17 protein-coding genes and 1 tRNA gene are annotated in these 20827 nt (G+C 58.8%); 12 read left to right on the plus strand and 6 right to left on the minus strand.

The window, feature by feature from the left end:
* A partial coding sequence (locus J7380_RS07320; RefSeq protein WP_209195152.1) for a transposase occupies positions 1 to 258 on the plus strand: 258 nt, incomplete at its 5' end.
* A gap of 98 nt (positions 259 to 356) precedes the next feature.
* Here the strand turns inward: J7380_RS07320 and J7380_RS07325 are convergent.
* Both J7380_RS07325 and J7380_RS07330 read right to left on the minus strand, forming a co-directional pair.
* Positions 357 to 863: a hypothetical protein gene (locus tag J7380_RS07325; protein WP_209195153.1), complete on the minus strand. Its 507-nt coding sequence runs from the start codon at positions 861 to 863 to the stop codon at positions 357 to 359.
* A 411-nt stretch (positions 864 to 1274) separates the two neighbouring features.
* Positions 1275 to 2225 (minus strand): GlxA family transcriptional regulator, encoded by a 951-nt coding sequence (locus J7380_RS07330; RefSeq protein WP_209195154.1) that lies wholly within the window; start codon positions 2223 to 2225, stop codon positions 1275 to 1277.
* A 121-nt stretch (positions 2226 to 2346) separates the two neighbouring features.
* On the opposite strand from J7380_RS07330, the gene J7380_RS07335 reads away from it, so the two are divergent.
* The 4 genes from J7380_RS07335 to J7380_RS07350 are packed head-to-tail and all read left to right on the plus strand — an operon-like array spanning position 2347 to position 6816.
* The gene (locus tag J7380_RS07335; RefSeq protein WP_209195155.1) at positions 2347 to 3054 is read left to right on the plus strand and encodes a GntR family transcriptional regulator; all 708 of its coding nucleotides are present in this window, start codon (positions 2347 to 2349) and stop codon (positions 3052 to 3054) included.
* A gap of 7 nt (positions 3055 to 3061) precedes the next feature.
* A complete protein-coding gene (locus J7380_RS07340) occupies positions 3062 to 3979 on the plus strand; it encodes a dihydrodipicolinate synthase family protein (RefSeq protein WP_209195156.1) in 918 nt (305 codons plus the stop codon).
* A gap of 3 nt (positions 3980 to 3982) precedes the next feature.
* Positions 3983 to 5479: an aldehyde dehydrogenase gene (locus J7380_RS07345; RefSeq protein ID WP_209195157.1), complete on the plus strand. Its 1497-nt coding sequence runs from the start codon at positions 3983 to 3985 to the stop codon at positions 5477 to 5479.
* Positions 5476 to 6816: an FAD-binding oxidoreductase gene (locus J7380_RS07350; protein ID WP_209195158.1), complete on the plus strand. Its 1341-nt coding sequence runs from the start codon at positions 5476 to 5478 to the stop codon at positions 6814 to 6816. The genes J7380_RS07345 and J7380_RS07350 overlap by 4 nt, the downstream gene beginning before the upstream one ends.
* 16 nt (positions 6817 to 6832) lie before the next feature.
* On the opposite strand, the gene J7380_RS07355 is transcribed toward J7380_RS07350, so the two are convergent.
* Entirely contained in the window at positions 6833 to 8380 is a 1548-nt protein-coding gene (locus J7380_RS07355; RefSeq protein ID WP_209195159.1) for a trimethylamine methyltransferase family protein, read from the minus strand.
* A 264-nt stretch (positions 8381 to 8644) separates the two neighbouring features.
* Here J7380_RS07355 and J7380_RS07360 point away from each other — a divergent pair, with 264 nt between their 5' ends.
* From J7380_RS07360 to J7380_RS07390, 7 genes are all read left to right on the plus strand, one after another.
* Positions 8645 to 9550, plus strand: coding sequence for a LysR substrate-binding domain-containing protein (locus J7380_RS07360; RefSeq protein WP_209195160.1), 906 nt, complete (start codon positions 8645 to 8647; stop codon positions 9548 to 9550).
* Between the two features lie 100 nt (positions 9551 to 9650).
* Positions 9651 to 10805, plus strand: a complete 1155-nt coding sequence (locus tag J7380_RS07365; protein ID WP_209195161.1) for an aromatic ring-hydroxylating dioxygenase subunit alpha — start codon at positions 9651 to 9653, stop codon at positions 10803 to 10805.
* Positions 10806 to 10853: 48 nt separating this feature from the next.
* Positions 10854 to 11093 (plus strand): hypothetical protein, encoded by a 240-nt coding sequence (locus J7380_RS07370; protein WP_209195162.1) that lies wholly within the window; start codon positions 10854 to 10856, stop codon positions 11091 to 11093.
* A gap of 112 nt (positions 11094 to 11205) precedes the next feature.
* Entirely contained in the window at positions 11206 to 13626 is a 2421-nt protein-coding gene (locus J7380_RS07375) for an FAD-dependent oxidoreductase (RefSeq protein WP_209195163.1), read from the plus strand.
* A gap of 104 nt (positions 13627 to 13730) precedes the next feature.
* Positions 13731 to 15203 (plus strand): NAD(P)/FAD-dependent oxidoreductase, encoded by a 1473-nt coding sequence (locus tag J7380_RS07380; protein ID WP_209195164.1) that lies wholly within the window; start codon positions 13731 to 13733, stop codon positions 15201 to 15203.
* A 1-nt stretch (position 15204) separates the two neighbouring features.
* Positions 15205 to 16179 carry an alpha/beta fold hydrolase gene (locus J7380_RS07385; RefSeq protein WP_209195165.1) on the plus strand — a complete coding sequence of 325 codons (975 nt, stop codon included), beginning with the start codon at positions 15205 to 15207 and terminating at the stop codon, positions 16177 to 16179.
* 84 nt (positions 16180 to 16263) lie between these two features.
* Positions 16264 to 16340 (plus strand) — tRNA-Met (locus J7380_RS07390).
* A 262-nt stretch (positions 16341 to 16602) separates the two neighbouring features.
* Here the strand turns inward: J7380_RS07390 and J7380_RS07395 are convergent.
* The 3 genes from J7380_RS07395 to J7380_RS07405 are packed head-to-tail and all read right to left on the minus strand — an operon-like array spanning position 16603 to position 20688.
* A complete protein-coding gene (locus J7380_RS07395) occupies positions 16603 to 18384 on the minus strand; it encodes a thiamine pyrophosphate-binding protein (protein ID WP_209195166.1) in 1782 nt (593 codons plus the stop codon).
* Positions 18384 to 19793, minus strand: coding sequence for an aldehyde dehydrogenase family protein (locus J7380_RS07400; protein ID WP_209195167.1), 1410 nt, complete (start codon positions 19791 to 19793; stop codon positions 18384 to 18386). The genes J7380_RS07395 and J7380_RS07400 overlap by 1 nt, the downstream gene beginning before the upstream one ends.
* Positions 19774 to 20688, minus strand: coding sequence for a sugar phosphate isomerase/epimerase (locus J7380_RS07405; RefSeq protein WP_209195168.1), 915 nt, complete (start codon positions 20686 to 20688; stop codon positions 19774 to 19776). The genes J7380_RS07400 and J7380_RS07405 overlap by 20 nt, the downstream gene beginning before the upstream one ends.
* Between the last annotated feature and the right edge of the window lie 139 nt (positions 20689 to 20827).

Consider the following 20827-nt stretch of genomic DNA (forward strand, 5'->3'; position numbering starts at 1 on the left):
CTGGGAGATCGCGGCTACGACGCGGACTGGTTCCGCGAAGCCATTAATGACAGGGGAATAACGCCCTGCATCCCAGGTCGAAAATCGCGCGACACGCCTGTCCGATACGACAAGCGGCGCTACAAACTACGCAATAGGATCGAGATTATGTTCGGGCGCCTGAAGGACTGGCGGCGTGTAGCTACCCGCTATGACAGATGCCCCAAGGTCTTCCTCTCTGCAATCGCGCTCGCGGCTACAGTCCTATTCTGGCTGTAAATCAATGAGTCCAGAGCCTAATGTCCCTGCGCCGACAAAGCGTTATTGCGCAGCATCACCGCCATTTGCCGCGCAATTGAACACTTCAGAGCTGTGAATTAGTTCAGACGGCGAGACGCAGCTAACGCCCCTGCCAGAGCATTTTCAATCTCGCCCGGAAAGCTCCGGCCTTTTTCGTGCAGCCCAGCGGCGACCCATCCTACAGTATGTCCACGCGCACCGATGTCGTTGGCCCTGACCACCATCGGAGAAGTCTTTTCAACCCGAACCAGCGCCATCGACTCTTCCACATCGCTTTCGGACAGGATCATTTTGACGGCGCTGCATATATCCATAGATACCTGCAGGGTCTGATGCTCAAGCCGATGGACGGATTCGGACAACAACCGGGTGCAGAAGGCAGACAAGAAATACCACCGAAAGATTTTGAAAACCCGCTTCTGGAAATCACCACTCGCTTCCATGTTGCAGGATGCGCTTTGGGAAATCTGTTCGAATGCTGTTTGGGCTGACTGTGCCGCTTCACAAATCTGCGCCTCGCGCTGTTCGACAGGCAAGCCGTGCAAACCCGAGAAAATTGCAGTTTCTTGAGTTTCTAAATTCATTTCGGTCCTCCAGCTTTAACTCCTGAGAAGGACATGGGAAACTTCAAGGCCATTCGAATGTGATTTTCTGCCATAAATTAACATGTCAGTCTGATTTCTGACTTTACAAAAGTGCCACAAACTCGCGCTTAAGGCAAACATGCCTATGATTAACTTATCCTTAAGGGCCAAACTGTGGCCCAGAAGAGGCATTTGAAATGAGGCAGGATGATCGTTTCCCCGCCAAAAAACAGCGCGGAGATGACATTTTCTGGCAATAGTTACGCCCATATTACGGTTTAAGCATAGTCAATCTCGCGGAATTGTTGACCAGTTGGATTTTAACGAGGGGGTACAAGCGGGAACACGGGGGTGAGCGCATGTCCAGCCCACCTCGCCAATTGACAGAGCGGCTCCCCCCGTCACCACAGATCAATCGATCTTGCTTTTCTGCGCATGGGGCGTGACCCCGAAGCTTGAGCGATACACCCGCGAAAAATGACCGGGGCTTTCGAAACCACACGCCATGGCAACTTCTGTGACCGAGGCTTCGGTCTGCAGCAACAGCCTTTGCGCCTTTTCCAGCCGCAGTTCCATGAAATATTTCTTAGGTGAGGTGTTTAGGTATTTGCCGAACAAACGCTCCAACTGTCGGGTTGAAATACCAAGTCCATCGGCGATCTGCGATGGAGAAATCGGAGATTCGATACAATCGCGCATGATGTGGATCGCCTTGGCCAGATGGGCATTGCGCATCCCGTTGCGCGATTGCAGCGATACGCGTTGTTTAGCGGTCGCATTTCGCACGGCGTTGTAAACCATCTGGTCGGCCACAGCGACAGCCAGCTCTTCGCCGTGATCCCGCTCAATCAGGTGCAGCATCAGATCCGCCGTGGCCGTCCCGCCCGACGCGGTGATGTGCTTTTCATCCGCCACAAAGACACTGCGCACCAGATTCACCTCGGGGAATGCCTCCATGAATGCGTCGTGGTATTCCCAGTGGATCGCCGCTTGCATTCCGTCCAGAAACCCTGCCTCGGCCAACAGCCACGCGCCGGAACACAAGGCACCAATGGCCGTGCCCCGCGCGCGTTCGCGGCGCAAGGCCGCCAGTAAAGGTCGGGTGACGTGGTTGCGCATATGGATGCCGGACAGGACGAATAGCTGGTCGGTCTTAGGCAGGTCTTGCAACCCGCCATGCACCAGCGTCACCAACTCGTTCGAACAGACCGCGCGCTCACCGTCCTCAGAAATCAGCGTCCAATCATACAGCTTTTCCTCACTGACCAGATTGGCGATTCGAAGAGGTTCGACCGCGCATGAAAAGGCAAGGTGCGAGAACTCCTCGATCAAAATGAAGGTGATGTGCCGAGGCTGACGCATGGGTGGTTCCATTTGGCTGAGCATAAATCATGCTGCACGATTCTTTTTTGTATACAGTTTGTATTTTTATAGAATACAGAACGAAAGGCCCAGCGCGAATCGTGCATCGACGGAGGACCGGATGAAAGACGACGCCAAATCCCGCAAAGCGGGGCTGACCGAACATCTGAGGGTCAGCATTCTGACTCTGCGTCTGCAACCCGGCACCGATCTGGATGAGGCGCATCTGTCGGATGCGTTCGGCCTGTCGCGCACACCCCTGCGCGAGGTGTTCCGTCAACTGGCCGGTGAGGGCTATCTGGACTTGCGCACCAACCGATCCGCGCGCGTATCCGAGATGTCATATATCACTCTGCGCGATTTCTTTCTGGCCGCACCGATGGTTTACGGCGCTATCCTGCGACTGGCTGCACAAAACGCCACAGGAACGCAGATCGACGCGCTGAAGGACGCCCAGCAGGCGTTCAAGGCGGCATTGAGGGCTGGGTCCGCCGAGGACCGCGCGCTTGCCAACAATCGGTTCCATGACGTGACCGGAGAGATGTCGGGCAATGTCTACCTGCTGCCCTCGTTCAATCGGCTTTTGATTGATCACGCCCGGATCGGGATGACATTCTACCGGCCTCAGACCCCCAAAATGACCGAAAACCTGTCCCAGGCCAGCACCCAGCACGACGCCATCATCGCCGCCATCGAGGCGGGCGATGAGGCGGCTGCTGCGCAGCTGGCCGAGGACCACTGGAACCTGTCACGCGATCAGATTGAGCTGTTCGTGATGCCTGACGCGCTGGATGTGCCCATGGGCGCGCCCCTGTCGAAACCTGCATGAGGACGCAATGAACCCGATTTTCAAGTTTGAGGGGATCTATACCCCCGTAGTCACGCCCCACCACGCCGATGGGTCCGTGAATTGGGACGCCTTGGCGCAGGTGATCGAGTTTCTGATCGACCATGGGGTGCATGGGCTGATCTCTGGCGGGTCGACGGGTGAGAACTATGCCCAGACGGTCGAGGAGCGGCTGGACCTGGCACGGTTCACGCATCAGCAGTTGAACGGTCGCCTGCCCCTGGTGGTCGGCACCGGTGCGATGCTGACGGCGGATTCGATTGCGTTGGCCTCGGGCGCGCGAGAGATCGGCGCCGATGCGATCCTGCTCGCCAGCCCGCCCTATGCGGTGCCCACCGACCGGGAAAACGCGCTGAACGCGCTGGCCATCGACAAGGCCGCCGACCTGCCGGTGATGCTCTATAACTATCCGCACCGCACCGGCACCATGATGGGAGAGGAGTTCCTTGACCGCGTCGGCCGCAGCCGCAATTTCTGCGGCATCAAGGAAAGCTCGGGCGATATCAACCGGGTGCATCTGCTGGCGCGGGATTACCCGCATATCCAACTGGGTTGCGGCATGGACGATCAGGCGTTGGAGTTCTTTGCCTGGGGCGCACCCTTCTGGGTTTGCGGCGGGTCGAACTTTCTGCCGGCCGAGCATGTGGCGCTGTATCAGGCCTGCGTGGTCGAAGGGGATTTTGCCAAGGGCCGGCGGATCATGTCGGCGATGATGCCCCTGATGCGGGTGCTGGAACAGGGCGGCAAGTTCATCCAGACCATCAAACATGGCGTGACCATGAACGGGATTGATGCGGGCGCAATGCGACCCCCGCTGAAAGGGTTGAACAAGGATGACAAGCGCGCGCTGGAACAGGTGACGCGCGTTTTGAAAAAGACAATCGCTGACATCGTGGCGGAGGGATAAAGCATGGAACTGCTGACACAGGACGAATACACATCCATCGCCGCCGGGCTGGACCTGCCCACCGGGGCGTTCATCGACGGCGGCTATCGCCCCGCAATCTCGGGCCAAACGTTTGCGACAGTGAACCCCGCAACCGGCGCGAAACTGACCGACATCGCCGCCTGTGGCGCGGCGGATGTGGACTTTGCGGTCGAAAAAGCGCGCGAGGCGTTTGACGATGGCCGCTGGTCGAAGCTTCACCCCTCCGAGCGCAAGGACGTGCTGATCCGGCTGTGCAAGCTGATGACCCGCAACGCCCGCGAACTGGCGGTGATGGAAAGCATCGACAGCGGCAAGACCATCTATGACTGCGAAACCGTGGACGTCCCCGAGACGATCCACTGCCTGAAATGGCATGCCGAGGCGATCGACAAGATATATGATCAGGTGTCACCCGCCAGCGACGACCACATCGCCATGGTGGTGCGCGAGCCGATTGGCGTTGTGGGTCTGGTGCTGCCGTGGAACTTCCCCCTGCTGATGCTGGCATGGAAGATCGGGCCTGCCTTGGCGGCGGGCTGTTCGGTGGTGGTGAAACCGGCGGCTGAAACAACGCTGACCGCCCTGCGTCTGGCCGAACTGGCAAGTGAGGCCGGGGTGCCGCGCGGCGTGCTGAACATCGTTCCCGGCGGAGGGGCCGAGGTGGGCGAGCCCATCGGGCGGCATATGGATATCGACATGGTGTCCTTCACCGGCTCGACCGTCACCGGCAAGCGGTTTCTGACCTATTCGGCGGAAAGCAACGCCAAAGAGGTCGTGCTTGAGATGGGCGGCAAGAACCCCGCCATCGTGATGGACGATGCCGAAAATCTGGACCGGGTGGCCGCGCATATCGTCAACGGCGCGTTCTGGAATATGGGCGAGAACTGCTCGGCCGCGTCCCGCCTGATCGTGCATAAGGACGTGAAGGCCGAGCTGCTGGACCGCATCGCCCATCACACGAAACAGTGGAATATCGGCGACCCACTGAACCCGGAAACCCGCATGGGCGCGCTGGTCAGCGCGGGGCATTTCACCAAGGTCTGCGGCTATCTTGAACAGGCCGAGAATGTCGTAATCGGTGGCACCGCGAAGGATGGGTTTGTCGAGGCCACGGTGGTCGAGGTGCCCGGCAACGACGCGGTGCTGGCGCGCGAAGAGATCTTTGGCCCGGTTCTATCCTTGATCGAGGTGTCCGGTTTCGATGAGGCCATCAAGATCGCCAATGACACCGAGTATGGCCTCTGCGCCTCGATCTTCACGGCCAATGTCAAACGCGCCATTCGCGGTGCGCGGGCAATCCGGGCGGGCACGGTCACGGTCAACAGCTTTGGCGAGGGCGACATCACCACGCCCTTCGGCGGCTACAAGCAGTCGGGCTTTGGCGGGCGCGACAATTCCGTTCACGCGCACGATCAGTACACCCAGCTGAAAACCATCTGGATTGATCTGGCTGACGACGCGGATGAGGCGGTGGATTGAGCAGCTACACCGCCCGATCCCTGCCCCTACATCGCGGGCCAGCGGCGTGGAGCGTCCTTCTGGGCGATCCCCCGCCCGCGCGGGAACTCAGCGATAACATCACCGCCGATTTCACCATCATCGGCGCCGGGTTTGCCGGGCTGTCGGCGGCGCGGCGGCTGACCCAATTGCAGCCCGACGCCAAGATCGTGTTGCTAGAGGCCGGACGTGTGGCCGAGGGGGCTGCGGGGCGGAACTCGGGCTTTATGATCGACCTGCCGCATGATCTAGCGTCCGACGATTATGCCGGCGCGGGCGATGACCGGGCGATGATCGCGCTGAACCGGCAAGCCATCGGTTTTGCGCGCGAGGCCGTCGCGCAATATCAGATCGACCCGAACTATTTCGACCCGGCAGGCAAGGTGAATGGTGCGGCCAGCGCAGCCGGGCACGCCCATAACGAAAGCTACGCGCAGCATCTGGCCAATCTCGGCGAGACCGGTGAAATGCTGGACCCACAGCAGATGCATGAGTTGACCGGATCGCGCCACTATCGCTCGGGGCTTTACACGCCGGGGACGGTGATGCTGCAACCGGCGGGCTATGTGCGCGGCTTAGCGGCAGGGCTAGTCGGAGATGGGGTCGCGTTGTTTGAAAACTCGGCTGTCACAGGGTTCGCGAAACAAGACAACGCGTGGCAAGTTCAAACGGCGTACGGGTCGGTCAGCACGGGCACGGTGATCCTGACGGTCAATGGGCATCTGGAAAGCTTCGGGATCGAGACCGATCGGCTGATGCAACTGTTCCTGTTTGCCGCCATGACGCCCGAGCTGGACGCCGAGCAGATGACCCATATCGGCGGGCAGTCGCGCTGGGGTGTGACACCGTCCGACCCGATGGGAACGACGATGCGTAGGATTGATAGCGGTCAGGGCGGCAACCGGATCATCACCCGAACCTGCGCTGCGCTGCGCCCCGGCATGGCGGTCACGGCGCGCGATCTGAACCGGGCCGGCCGCGTCATGCAACGCAAGTTCGATCAACGCTTTCCGCAGTTGGCGGGTCTGCAAATGCAATACCAATGGGCGGGCCATCTGTGCCTGAGCCTGAACGGCGTTTCGGTCGCGCGGCAGATCGAACCCGGTGTCTTCTCGGGCTGCGTTCAGAACGGGCTGGGCACCGCGCGCGGCACGTTGACAGGTATCGCTGCTGCAGAACGTGCTTGCGGACATCAATCCGACATCACCCGCCACTTTGATGAGGAACAACCACCAAAACGCCTGCCTCCACAGCCTTTTCGCGAGCTTGGCGCGAATACGTTACTGCGCTGGAAGGAGTGGCGGGCCCGCGACGAATGAACGGACCCGACCCTATTCAGTAGCTTTGATTCAACTCGTCGGCGGCCGGGATTTCGCGCTCGCGCCGGGCGATATAGTCCAACAGGGCCTCATCCTTCGCCTCGTCCAGTTTCGGTTCCTGGTATTCGGCCAACAGAGTTTTGGCGCGATTCAGGGCGCGTTCCGTAATCTCGACGCTGCCTTCGGCCTGCCATTGCTCGATCGAGTTGTTGTCGAAGAGTTCCGGCATGAAGAAGGCGCTTTGGAAATTGTCCTGCGTGTGCGGATGACCCAAGTAATGCCCGCCGGGGCCAACATCCGGCACAGCCGCCAAAGCCTGATCGAAATCACCCCATTTCGGCCCCTCGGCCATACGATAGGCCATGGCGCATTGTTCGGCATCGACGATGAACTTGGCCACGGAACAATGCATCCCGGCCTCATTCCAGCCCGCCGAATGCCAGATATAGTTGGCCCCCGCATGGATCACCGCCTGCAAGGTAGTGGCGGATTCGTATCCGGCCTGCGCGTCAAAGGTCTTGGCCCCGCCCAATGTGTTCGAGGTCCGCCACGGCACACCGTAATGCCGCGCCATCTGGCCGATCATGAAATTCATCAGGCTGATCTCGGGCGTGCCCGCCATCGGCGCACCGGATTTCATCGAAACGGTCGACAGGTAATGGCCGTAGATCGCGGGCGCACCTTTACGGATGACCTGCGTATAAGCCAGCGCGCTTAACGCCTCGGCGTTCAACTGCGCCACAGTGGCGGGAACGCTGGCAGGCGTGTTTGCGCCGCCCAAGACGAAGGGCGAACATAGAACCGGCTGATTACGACGGCAGAACGCCCGCATCGCGCCCAGCATCGTCTCATCCCAGACCAGTGGCGAGTTGCCGTTACAATTGCCAGTCGTGACGGGGTGATCCTCAAGGTAGTCTTCGCCGAACAGGATGGCGCACATCTCCATCACGTCCTCGGCGTTTTTGGGGCTGGTGGTCATGCCCATGAAAGTCTTGTCGGAATGCTTCATCGACGAATAGGTGATCCGCAGATGGCGCTGGCTGATCGGGTGGTCATAGGGTTCGACGATGTGGTGCGCGCTGGAATGCAACGCAGGCAACATATGCGACAACTTGTGAAACATCGCCAGATCATCCAGCGTCGGATTGCGGCGCACATCATCAAGATCGCGCAAAAACGGCGCCCCGGTCATCGGCACAAAGATCGAATGCGGTCCGCCCAAACGCACATTCTTTTGCGGATCGCGCGCGTGATAGGTGAAATCGCTTGGGATCGAGGAAATCAGCTGACGCACCAACCCGCGGTCCAGATAGACCAGCTCTCCTTCGACCTTGGCCCCAACCCGTTTCCAATCCTCTAACGCGATAGGGTCACGAAACTGAACACCCACATTTTCCAGAATGTCCATCGAGGCCGCATCGATACGGTCTACTTGCGCACCATCCATAACTTCGCACAAGGGAATGCCTCGGGTCAGGCCAGGCAGCATGTCGAAATTCGGCGCGGTGCGCAGGGCGCGACGGGCCTGACGGCCTCCGGCGCGGGTTGCGGTGCGAATGTTCATTGGGCGGTCCTCCGATCTTGTGGTCCAGATTGAGGGATTCGGAGGCGCCCTACGTCACTGATTGCGAAACCTGTTTGCAGGAAACGACACAGATGCCTGCTTTGAATACCCTCACCCCGGGCGCGCGCGCGAGGCCGCAAGCCGGTTGACCGTTTTGTTCGATCGCTTTCAAAAAACCTGAGAACACTGGTTTTCTTGCACGGATACACCGATATTGACGTGAACCAAACTCATGCGAATGCACTACCCAAGGTCCCTGCGATCATGTCCAGACGTCACTACAGCCTACCCCCGCTGACAACGCTTGCCGCGTTCGAGGCCGCCGCGCGGCATCTGAGTTTCAAGAATGCGGCCGAAGAGCTATCGGTGACGCCCGGTGCCGTCAGCCACCAGATCAAGGCGTTGGAAGGCGATTTGGAAACGGCCCTTTTCCAACGCAAGCATCGCGGGGTTGAACTGACAGAAGACGGAAAAGCCTTGTTCGAGGCACTGTCATCTTCATTTTCCAACATCTCAAAGACTCTGGCCACAATTCGTGGTCGCGTGTCGGTGGGTAAGGTCACTGTCGGATCCACGACCGCCGTAGCAGCCCTATGGCTGTCGCCGGCTGTGATCCGATTCTGGCGCGAGATGCCCGAGGTCAACGTGGATCAAATTGCGCAGGACAGACCATTCCGTGACCGGCCGGATATCGACTTTTTTATACGCTATGGTCGCGATAGTGACCCGAGCCTATCGCATACACCACTGTTTCGCGACCACTTGACCCCTGTGGCAAGCCCGGAACTGGCCCGGCAACTGACCGGCGCGGATCTGGAACAGCTTGCCGCGCAGCGCCTTATTCATCTTGAATCAGATGACCGCAGTTGGACCACGTGGCCCGAATGGTTCCAGCAGCTTGGCTACCCCGGTAAAATCCCGATCGTATCCCGCGTGAATAGCTATTCGGTCGCGTTGCAGCTGGCGCGCAAAGGGGCGGGCCTGGTGCTTGGTTGGCAGCGCCTTATTCAACCCATGCTGCAATCGGGAAAACTGGTGACCCTTGGGCCGCATCACCTGACCGCGCCTAACCAATTCTACCTTGTAGGGCGGCCGGATGACGAACTGTCTGAAAGCGCACGCGCGTTGAAAAACTGGATTCTTCAAGAGGTACGGGATGGTTCGGTTTAGGTGAAGTCACCCAGTGATGAGGTTTTCTGGTATTGAGAAAAGGCAGGCCCTTCCGCCAAAACGGATGAAACGCATCCAGCAATACCCTCAGGAGAGCCCGATGAACAAATATAGCCCGCTGTCCTCGGTTCTGGCCGATGTGAATGTGGCCAACGGTCTGCCGAACGAGCATTACATCGACCCGGTCGTCTTTGCCGAGGAACGCAAGTCCGTCTTATATGCGAACTGGTCAGGGATCGGGTTCGGCAAGGACGTGCCCGAGGAAGGCGATGCCAAACCGGTCGATTTTCTGGGCATGCCCCTGTTGATCGTCCGCGACCGGGATGGTGAGGTCGGTGTATTCCAGAACACATGCCGCCACAGGGGCATGATACTGGTCGACACCCCCCGCAAGATCGGCGGCGCGATCCGCTGCCCCTACCACAGCTGGTGCTACAGCCTGAAAGGCGAGCTACGCGCGACCCCTCATGTGGGCGGCCCCGGTCACAACACACACAAGGATGTTGACCGCAAGGATCTGGGTCTTGTCCGGGTCCGCTCGTATGTCTGGCGTGACGTGATTTTTGTAAACGTGGACGGCAACGCCCCCGCATTCGAGGACGCCCACGCCGCGCTAATGGACCGTTGGAAAGAGTTCGACAAACCGGTGCATCATGGTGGCGAGACCTCCTCGTTCAAGCTTGAGGTCAAGACCAATTGGAAGCTGGCGGTCGAAAACTACTGCGAAAGCTATCACCTGCCGTGGGTTCACCCCGGCCTGAACAGCTATTCCCGGTTGGAAGACCATTACAACATCGAAGAGCGCGGGCATTACTCGGGTCAGGGCACATTGGTCTATCGACAGCTGACCGACCAAGACGGCGCTACCTTTGATGATTTTGAGGGCCTGAGCGACAAATGGAATGAGGGCGCGGAATATGTGGCGCTGTACCCGAATGTCCTGCTGGGCGTGCAGCGCGACCACGCCTTCGCAATTGTGCTGGAGCCGGTCGACCAGGAAAACACGGTCGAACACATCGAGCTATACTATGCGAAAAGCATCGACGAGACACCACAGCACGACGGCTTGCGCGCCTCGAATGCGCAGCTGTGGAAGACCGTATTCGAAGAAGACGTCTTTGTTGTCGAAGGGATGCAGAAAGGCCGCCACGGAGTGCTGTTCGACGGAGGTCGTTTTTCGCCCGCGATGGACGGTCCGACCCATAACTTCCACCATTGGGTTGCCTCGCAGATCGAAAACGGTCGCGCAGACTAAGATAGCGGGCTGGTCGGCTTTTTGCTGATCGGCCCTGATGGAGACCCGATGGACAAGACCGATCTGGATCGCCTGCTGCTTGAAGCCCATGATCGCAACGATCATGACGCTCTGATCCGCTACTACACCTTGGCCGCAGACGAACGCGAAGCAGTGCAGGATATCGACGCGACCTGTTTCTATCTGACCCATGCTTTTGTGTTCGCTCTGGAATCCGGCGCGCCTGAGGCAAAGACCCTGAACGCGCGACTGACCGCCTACGGGCGGGCTCATCGGTTGGAATTCTGAGATTAGCGTCAGGTTAAACTCGCTCAACTCAACTTGAAATTTATGTCCGTTGTCCGTGCAATACCCTTGGTGACACAAAGCGCGAAGAACCCAACTTGGATATGGCAGGCTCATGAAAACGAATGCACAAGCGGTGGTAATTGGCGGCGGGGTGATCGGGTGTTCTATCCTGTATCATCTGACCAAATTGGGGTGGTCGGATGTAGTGTTGCTGGAACGAGACGAGTTGACCTCGGGCTCAACCTGGCACGCGGCGGCGAACATCCACGGGCTGCATGACAGCACCAATATCAGCCGCATTCAGCACTATACCATGACCCTGTACAAAGAGCTTGAGGCCGAGACCGGCCAAAGCTGCGGCGTGTTCCAGCCCGGCTCGCTCTATCTGGCGCAGACCCAAGAGCGCGAGCATCAGCTTCGCCTGCAGGCGGCCAAGGCCAAGCTCTATGGCATGAATTTCTATGAGATCAGCATCGCCGAGGCACAGCGCCTGAACCCGCTGGTCAATTATGACGGTATCCGCTGTGTGATGTTCGAACCCGATGGCGGCAATGTGGACCCGTCGGGCGTGACCAACGCCTATGCGGTGGGCGCGCGCCAGCGCGGGGCCGAGATCCATCGCTTTACCCCCGTCACAGCGACCGATCAGCAAGAGGATGGCAGCTGGATCGTGCGCACCCCCAAGGGCGATATCCGCACGCCGTGGGTTGTGAATGCCGCCGGTCTTTGGGGGCGCGAAGTGGCGCAGCTGGCGGGGATTGAGCTGCCGCTACAGCCCACCGAACACCAGTATTTCGTCACTGAAGCGATGGCCGATGTGCAGGCGCATGGCGCCCGCCTGCCCTCGGTCAGTGACCGGGACGGCGAATATTATCTGCGGCAAGAGGGCAACGGCCTGCTGGTCGGGGCCTATGAGAAAGACATGAAGTTCTGGGCCGAGGACGGCACGCCGCTGGATTTTGCCCATGACCTGTTCCCCGACGATCTTGAGCGGATCGAGGAGAACATGATGAACGCCATCGAACGCCTGCCTGCCGTGGGTGAGGCCGGGATCAAACGCGTCATCAACGGCCCGATGATCTGGTCTCCGGATTCGAATGTCTTGATGGGGCCGGTGCCCGAGGTTGATGGCTATTTCTGCTGCAACGGCATCATCCCCGGATTTTCACAATCCGGTGGCATGGGCCTTATGGCCGCGCAATGGATCATTGAAGGCGAAACCCAATACGACATGTTCGCGTGGGACATGGCCCGCTTTGACACCTGGGCCACAAAGGAATTCACCAAAGCCAAAGTTCAGGATCAATACGCGCACCGTTTCGCCATTCACTTCCCGAACGAGGAACGCAGCGCAGGCCGCCCAGCCCGCGTGCGCCCGATCTACGAAACCCAAAAGGCCATGGGCGCGGTCTTTGGCCTGAATGTCGGCTGGGAACATCCGCTGTGGTTCGCGGATGAACAGGGCACCGCGGACACCAACGGCTTTACCCGCCAGAACTGGTGGGGCCCTGTGGGCGAAGAATGCAGGATGCTGCGCGAGCGGGCGGGCATCATCGATATCTCGAACTTTGCCAAATATATCTGCAAAGGGCCGGGTGCCGAGAACTGGCTGAATGCGGTCTTCGCCAACACCATGCCCAAGGCGGTTGGCCGGTCTTGCCTGACGCCGCTGATCTCGAAACGCGGGGGCATTGCAGGCGACTTCACTGTCACCCGCGTTGCCGAGGACGAATTCTGGATCATCGGCTCGGGCATGGCCGAGCGGTATCACAAACGCTTCTTCAAGCAGGTTCCGCTGCCCAAAGGCACCACTTTCGACAGCCACACCGAGGCCATGTGCGGCTTTAACGTCGCCGGTCCCAAATCGCGTGAGATCCTGCAACGCCTGACCAACACGTCGCTGGCAACCGAGGACTTCCCGTTCATGCGTTCGGCGATGATCGAGCTTGCAGGCGTCGAAGTTCTGGCCCTCCGCGTGTCCTTCACCGGTGACTTGGGGTGGGAGTTGCATTGCAAGACCGAAGATCAGGCGCAGCTTTATAAGGCGCTGCTGGAAGCGGGCAAAGAGTTCGGTGTAGGCCCCGTGGGCAGTCGCGCACTGATGTCGCTGCGGGTGGAAAAGGGCTATGGCTCGTGGAGCCGCGAATACAGCCCCGAATACTGGCCGCACGAAGTTGGCCTGGACCGTTTGTGCAAGTTCGACAAGGATTTCCTGAACAAGCAAGCCGCGCAAAAGGTGCTTGAAAACCCCGCCCGCGAACAGCTGGTCCTGCTGCATCTGTCTGAGGCCGACGTGACGGCCTCCAACGCGGACGCAACCGGCGGTGAGCCGATCTTCAAAGACGGCGAAGGCATCGGTCGTGTAACGTCGGGCACCTACGGGTACACGGTCGGAATGTCGCTGGCGCTTGGGTATGTCAAAAACGCCCAGCCCGGCGATGAGGTCGAGGTGATGGTACTGGGTCGTGCGCACAAGGCCACCATCCTGCAAGAGCCTCCGTTCGATGCAAAAGGCGAAAAACTGCGCGCCTGATCGAACCGTGATCTACCCCTGACCCTACGAGACCCTATCCACGCGCCCTGCCCTGCCTATATCCTTCACATACCATCTGGATCGTTTTGGGAGGGGCGGGGCGCGTGGAACATAAGACCGACATGCTGATTATTGGCGCCGGGTTCTCGGGGCTGATCATGGCGATTGAGGCCCGCAAGCGCGGGATCACCGATATCGCGATCCTTGAAAAAGCGGGCGATATCGGCGGCACATGGCGGGAAAACACCTATCCCGGCGTTGCCTGCGATGTGCCTTCTCACCTTTATTCAATGGCCACTCATCTGAACCCCGACTGGAGCCGCGCGTATGCAGGCGGGGCGGAAATCCAGGCTTATCTGCGTAAAGTCGCACAAGACGAAAGCTTGTACGATCTGTGCCATTTTCATCAACAGCTTAAGTCCGCGCGGTGGGACGGAGCCCAATGGCAGGTTGAAACCGAAGACGGACAGCATTGGTCGTCGCGGATACTGGTTTCCGCCATAGGCGCACTGCACGTGCCCAGCATTCCAGACATCCCCGGCGCGGACAGTTTTACCGGGCCAAGTTTCCACTCTGCCCAGTGGAATCACGACGTCTCTTTATCGGGTAAACGGATCGCGGTGATCGGCACCGGAGCCTCCGCAGTCCAATTCGTCCCCGAGATCGCGAAAATGGCGGGGCATGTCACAATCTACCAACGCAGCGCCCCATATGTTCTGCCGCGCCCGGATGGCCCAATCGCGCCGTGGGTCCGCAGGCTGTACCAGCGTGTTCCCATGTTACCCAAATTGCGCCGCAAGCTGATCTACATGGTGTTCGAATACCGCCACCGGGTTTTTCGCGGAGAAAAAGGCGCTGTGAACTTTGCCATGAAGATGTGGCGCTCTGCTATGGAAAAGGCGATCAGTGACCCGGACGAGCGCGCCAAGCTTACGCCTGACTATCAAATTGGCTGCAAGCGTATCCTAAGCTCAAACGACTGGTATCCAACTCTTGCGCGCGCCAATGTTTCCGTCGTGCCGCAGGGCGTGACCTCAATCGAGGGTGATCAGATCACAGCTGCGGATGGATCCCAATCTAAGGCCGATATACTGATCTGGGGCACCGGATTTCACGTCACCGATATGGTCGAGTACCTGAATATCTCGGGCGACGACGGTGTAAGTCTGCGCGACGCATGGGCTGACGGAATGAAAGCCAATCTGGGTACTTCGATTGCAGGCTTCCCGAACTTCTTCATTCTGCTTGGGCCCCATACGGGATTGGGGCACAATTCTGTGGTGCTGATGATCGAAGCGCAGGTTCGCCATATCGGCCGTGTTTTGGACGAAATGCAGCGCGACGGTCTGCAGGTTGTGACGCCCGACCCCGAAAAACAGGCAGCCTTCACCCAAGAAATGCAGGACCGGCACACGGACAGCGTTTGGCAGGCGGGCGGATGTACGTCATGGTATCAGGACGCCCAAGGCCGCAACACCACGCTATGGCCCGGCACCGTATCCGAATTTGAAAAGCGTATGGCGCGCTCGGGGTTAGAACACTACCAACCCCTTCCTTCCCAACATGAGGAGAATTGAGATGAACGTAATTCTGATCCTTGTCCTTCTGATCGCCGCATTTTTCGTGGTCATGAATGTCTGGACCCGAAAACTGACCCGCGACGGGCTTGTCCGTGTTCCTCAACTGGGTCAGATCACTCCTGTGCGTGGGGGCAGTATCCACTATGTCGAAAAAGGCGACCCGTCCAAACAGACGCTTGTGCTGATTCATGGCCTCGGTGGGCAGCTGCAACACTATACCTATGCGATGGTCGACCTGCTGGCCGAGGATTACCACGTCCTCGCTGTGGACCGCCCCGGCTGCGGCTACTCGACCCGCGATGCTGCTGAACTGGGCCGGCTACCGGAACAGGGCCGCATGATACAGGAGTTTCTGGACACCAAAGGCGTGTCTGATGCGATCCTTGTCGGGCATTCGCTCGGGGGAGCGGTCTCATTGGCCATGGCATTGGACTATCCTGAAAAAACAAGAGCGTTGGCCCTGTTGGCCCCGCTGACACAGGTGATGCCCGGGCCACCCGCCGTGTTCAAACCGCTAGAGATCCGCACCCAATGGCTTCGCACCTTTATCGGCAACACCATTGCCGTTCCAATCGCCGCAAAAACTGCCCCACATACACTTAGCGCGGTGTTTGATCCCGAACCGGCGCCCAGTGATTTTCTCGACCGCGCTGGTGGGGCTTTGGGCCTGCGCGCTTCGGCATTCATAACCGCCTCGCAGGACATTGTCGGCATTGACGAAAGCCTTGAGGGGCAAGTGGCCCGCTACGGTGACCTCAAAACCCCCGGAGGCATCCTGTACGGCGCACAGGACGCGATCCTTTCACCCGAGGCACATGGCGCTCCGATGGCTCAATTCGGCCTGGCTGAAGAGCGACTTGAGGGGCTGGGTCACATGATCCCGATAACCGCGCCCAACACCTGCGCGGACTTCATTCGCCGCATAGCGAAAAGCAAAGCGGAAGCGGATAACTCCGATACCGGAACGACGTGAGACTGGGTTAAAAAAGAATCTCCTACCGGGGCCATTTCCCTCTTGACCCTCTTGGGCCCCTCGCTTACATCGCCTCTCACCCATGGCGGAGTAGCTCAGTTGGTTAGAGCAGCGGAATCATAATCCGCGTGTCGGGGGTTCAAGTCCCTCCTCCGCTACCACCAAACCCCCCAGCTTTTTGGAACGATTTGATACCAAGGCGCTAAGGCGGCCCTTCACCTCGACTGGCACGCCGTCTTTCTCGGTTGGAGACACAACGATCTCCGAAATCAAGCCGCGCACCGCGTCACGCGCTTTTGGGTTCGGATTAGGGCTGTAAACCCAGTTAGATCTTCTTGAGGCACTGCACGCTCTCAGAAGGTTTGGCTGACTTGGGCCTATTGAAAGAAAAAAAACTGGCGCGGCTTACCGCGCTCAGTATCGTCAGGTCGCGACGTGAGAAACATCCTTGTCCGGCGAATAAATGTCCAGGATGTTCCAATGACCGGTCGTTGGTGTCGGATTGTTGATCATTGGCACATCCAGCACGGTTGGTTTGCCGCTGGCGATTGCCGCTTCCAATGCAGGCAACAACTCGTCAGCAGCGCTGAGTCTGTGCCCTTCCGCGCCGTAGGCTCGCGCTATGTCGGCATAGCCCGGTCCGTTTGCGGGTGCGGCGGCTGATCCGGGGAACGTGGTTCCATAGGTCAGACCGTAGTGCGCTTTTTGAAGGCCGGCGATCGTTCCGAAGGCGTTGTTGTTCATGACCAGCCAGATAATGCCCAGATCGAGTTCGACGGCCGTTGCGAGCATCGACGGGTTTTGACCGAAGCCACCATCGCCAACCAAACTTAGTACGACTCGATCAGGTGCCGCCAGTTTCGCGCCGATCGCGCCCGGAGGACCGAAACCCATCGTCGCGAACCCGCCCGGGGTGAGGATTGAACCCGGCGTCAAAATGTCGAACTGTTGCCCGACACCGTTCTTGTTCCACCCAACGTCCGTGGTGATGATGGCATCCTCGGGCAGTGCCTTGCGGGTATCTGCCAGAATACGCTCGGGCATCATTGGAAAGGCCGATGAGGTCGCCATTTCAACGTTGCGCGCCTTGAAGTCCGTCCGGAAGCCAGCGATCTTCTGCTCCAGCGTGGGGCGCTTGAAGCCCTCTGGATACATCTCGCGGGCGACCCGGTTGAGGACGCGCAATGCGGCCTTGGCGTCAGCAACGACTCCGATCTCGGTGGGATAGTTCCGACCGATCTCCTGCGGCTCAATGTCGATATGGATGACCTTCGAGCCGGGAATGTTGAACGTATAGCCGGGATACCAGCTGGAACAATCGGCCTCTTTGAACCGGGTTCCCACCGCAAAGATGTAGTCCGCATTCAAGCAGGACTGGTTGACCAGCTCGGTGCCCCAAAACCCGGTCATTCCCAGCACAAGCGGATGGTCGTCTCGCAACGCACCTTTACCCATCAGGGAATGCGCGACTGGCAGTCCCATGTGTTCAACGAACTCACGCAACTCCTCGCTGGCCTGCGCCAACAGGATACCGCCGCCGACATAGGCAACCGGGTTTTTGGCCTTTGCCAATGCTTCGACAATCTCTCGCGCAGTCTCATCGTCAATCGACGGTTTCTTGAGCGCGCTTGTGTTGCCCAGAATACGATCGAAACTATCCGACGGGATCACCTCAGAGAAGATGTCCATCGGCACATTGACCAGCACCGGCCCGGGCTGACCGCTCTCGGCCAGATGGAACGCCTTTTCCAGAATCTCGGCCATCAGGTCGGCCCGATCCACCCGCCACGCACGTTTGACAAAGGGGCGGTAGATTTCCCACTGGGCAGCGTCCGCGTGCAGGTTCACCTCCTGATGCGGGTGTTTACCGTAGTAATGCGTTGGAATGTCACCCGCGATCACCACCATGGGGATACAGTCCAGTGCCGCGTTGGCGACCCCGGTGGCGCAGTTTGTCAAACCTGGGGAGAGGTGTGACAACACCACCGAGGCCTTGCCCGTCACGCGGGCATATGCGTCCGCCGCGTGGCTGGCGATTTGTTCGTGCCGCACCGTGACGAAATCAATCGGACTTTCGGCCAGTGCAGCCAGAACTGCAATATTTGTATGGCCACAAAGCCCGAACACATGCTTGACGTCACGGCGTTCGAGGAAATCAACGATGTGTTCGGCGACGGTTTTACCCTCGAGTTTGCTTGCGTCCATCACGCGACCTCCTGTCCGTAGAACTCACCGAACAAGTCCGGCTCCGAGGGTCGATCCTCGGGGATGGGACGGCTGACCCAAGTGTAGTTCATCATGTGTTTCATGGTGACGTTTTCGTTGGTGATGTTGCCGCCCCAGATGCCGCAGCCCAGGCTGCTGGTCATGGGCATGCCGTTGGTCCAGGCACCTGCGTTGGCCTTCGATTGTGGCTGTCGCACCATCATGCGGCTGACCGGGGCCAAGCGCGCTAACCGATCGATGTGATCGTCGTTGTGGCTGTAGATGCCGCAGGAGTGACCTTTGCCCCCGGTGTTGTAGATCTGGCTGACCGTTTCCAGCGCGTCATCGAACGTGTCGAAGTGATAAAGCGCCATCAGAGTGGTCAGTTTTTCCTTAGAGAACTTGTGCTGCGGGCCGATTTGCCCCTGATTTTCAACCATCAGAAACTTGCGATCTTCGGGGATGCTAAAACCGGCGACCTTGGCCGTTTGCTGCGGCGGACAGGCGATGGTCGGAAACGTACGGTTGCCCTTTTCATCCCACATGGCCGCTTCGAGCATGGCCTTCTCTTCGTCCGAACACAGGTACCCACCTTCGGCCTCAAGCGCCTTGATCATATTGTCGTAGACCGAACGCTGGATAATGATGTTGCCGTCCGCCGAACAGCCTGACCCAAAGTCGGACGTCTTCGAAATGCGTGTGTTCTGAGCGGCGATATCCAAGTCGGCGGTCTCATCGATGACAATGGATGAATTGCCCGCGCCGACGCCATAGGCCGGACGCCCTGAGCTGTACGCCGCTTTGACCATGGGCTTACCGCCCGTCGCCAAAGTCAGGTCGCAGATCTCCATCAGATGTTGCGTCAATGGGATCGACGGTTTGCGAATGGATTGAAACAAATCCTCGGGGGCACCGGCGGCACGGCAGGCCGCGCGCATGACCTCGACCATCTCGAAGGTGGTATGGGCGGTTCGCGGATGCGGGCTGAAGATGACCGCATTCCGGGCGTTGGCGGCGGACACGCCGGTCACCGGTGGTGTCATCGCTGGATTGGTCATCGGAATCAGGGATGCGATCACACCGGCAGGCTTGGCATATTTCACCAGACCTTTTTCCTCATCCACCTCGACGATACCGGTCGATGGAGTGCGCAGGACATCACGCAGCACCATGTGAATTTTAAATCGCTTCGCTGGGCGCCCTTCGCGATCTCCGATACCGCTTTCGTCCACGCCTTGCTGGGCCAGACGTGTGAAGGTTTTCTCGTTCCCTGCGTACCACGCAATGGCCTGAGACAGGCGGTCCAGCTTGTCCTGATCCCAATCCTCGATCTCGGCCATGGCAGCGCGGGCGCGTGCCAGCATATCGGCCGCGAGTTGTCGGTCGTTTTCAGTGAGCTCTTTGCCCATAATGATCCTCTTGGTGTTTTAGAATTGCAGCATCGGGCACACGACGCTGTGACCGCGCCTCGCCGAATGTTCGCTTGGCGTGGCTGAGACAGCGACGCGCGTGTTCTTCATATCCCAACTCGGCAACGCGGCTTTGGTTTGGTAATTCAATGGAGTAGTCGACGGGCGGCATCCGTTCGATGATGCCGGTGAAGTCAATCCAGCCTTCGCCGGGATAGAGCCGCGCATCGCGGGCCAGTTGAATCATGCCCTCTCGCGTATCGGCGATGCCAGGCAGGCAATCAGAGATATGCAGGAAGTGAAACAGGTCCGAAGGGACGTGCAAAAGCTCTCCAAGATCCACTCGGCTGAGGTGCAGATAAAGCGTATCGACCAGAATACCGCCATTCGGCTGATCAGAGGCGCGGACAATGTCAAGCGCCTCATCCAGAGTACGAAGGCGGGAAAAGCTTGGGAACTCCAGGTCCACTGTTAGCCCGTAGGGTGCCGCCAGTTCGCAGGTTTCCGAATAGACGTCGATCAGGAAGTCACGATCATCGCGGGTATTGGTCCACGCGCTCATGATCATGCGCTTGGCACCCAATTCCCCACCGATCTCAAAAGAAGGCTCAAAACTGCGTGGATCGACATCTTCCGTGATGCGCGCAAGTTCGACATCAAGGACTTTCAAGCCGGTGGTTGAGAGAGCGGTTTTGGTGGCCTGCACCTGTGCCTTGTCGATTGGAGATTGAGTGAATTCACCGGGCACATGCATCGGAATGAATCGAGGACTGACGGCATCGTAACCGGCCCGCGCGGCGATATAGACCAACTCGGGCGGCGTACAGCCAATCAGCGTCAGATGCGCCAAGGAATAGAGAGAGGGGCTTGCGCCAGCCTCTTCGGGTTTCACCATGAACGGCAGCTCCACGTGTCTGCGAATCTCAAATTCATCACACGTAGTAAAAAATATCTGATATTTTTTAAAATATCAACTTTTAATACTGAGCAGGAAATGAAAGCGCCCGGGCAACTGCCCGGGCGTGTTTTTCATT

This window comes from Ruegeria sp. R8_1 (assembly GCF_017743815.1).
GTDB classification, from domain to species: Bacteria; Pseudomonadota; Alphaproteobacteria; order Rhodobacterales; family Rhodobacteraceae; genus Ruegeria; species Ruegeria lacuscaerulensis_A.

What these genes read in the sequence shown, in the direction of transcription:
- J7380_RS07325 (WP_209195153.1), bottom strand. Translation starts at nt 863, where the DNA reads ATGAATTTAGAAACTCAAGAAACTGCAATTTTCTCGGGTTTGCACGGC.
- J7380_RS07330 (WP_209195154.1), bottom strand. Translation starts at nt 2,225, where the DNA reads ATGCGTCAGCCTCGGCACATCACCTTCATTTTGATCGAGGAGTTCTCG.
- J7380_RS07335 (WP_209195155.1), top strand. Translation starts at nt 2,347, where the DNA reads ATGAAAGACGACGCCAAATCCCGCAAAGCGGGGCTGACCGAACATCTG.
- J7380_RS07340 (WP_209195156.1), top strand. Translation starts at nt 3,062, where the DNA reads ATGAACCCGATTTTCAAGTTTGAGGGGATCTATACCCCCGTAGTCACG.
- J7380_RS07345 (WP_209195157.1), top strand. Translation starts at nt 3,983, where the DNA reads ATGGAACTGCTGACACAGGACGAATACACATCCATCGCCGCCGGGCTG.
- J7380_RS07355 (WP_209195159.1), bottom strand. Translation starts at nt 8,380, where the DNA reads ATGAACATTCGCACCGCAACCCGCGCCGGAGGCCGTCAGGCCCGTCGC.
- J7380_RS07360 (WP_209195160.1), top strand. Translation starts at nt 8,645, where the DNA reads ATGTCCAGACGTCACTACAGCCTACCCCCGCTGACAACGCTTGCCGCG.
- J7380_RS07365 (WP_209195161.1), top strand. Translation starts at nt 9,651, where the DNA reads ATGAACAAATATAGCCCGCTGTCCTCGGTTCTGGCCGATGTGAATGTG.
- J7380_RS07370 (WP_209195162.1), top strand. Translation starts at nt 10,854, where the DNA reads ATGGACAAGACCGATCTGGATCGCCTGCTGCTTGAAGCCCATGATCGC.
- J7380_RS07375 (WP_209195163.1), top strand. Translation starts at nt 11,206, where the DNA reads ATGAAAACGAATGCACAAGCGGTGGTAATTGGCGGCGGGGTGATCGGG.
- J7380_RS07385 (WP_209195165.1), top strand. Translation starts at nt 15,205, where the DNA reads ATGAACGTAATTCTGATCCTTGTCCTTCTGATCGCCGCATTTTTCGTG.
- J7380_RS07395 (WP_209195166.1), bottom strand. Translation starts at nt 18,384, where the DNA reads ATGGACGCAAGCAAACTCGAGGGTAAAACCGTCGCCGAACACATCGTT.
- J7380_RS07400 (WP_209195167.1), bottom strand. Translation starts at nt 19,793, where the DNA reads ATGGGCAAAGAGCTCACTGAAAACGACCGACAACTCGCGGCCGATATG.
- J7380_RS07405 (WP_209195168.1), bottom strand. Translation starts at nt 20,688, where the DNA reads ATGGTGAAACCCGAAGAGGCTGGCGCAAGCCCCTCTCTCTATTCCTTG.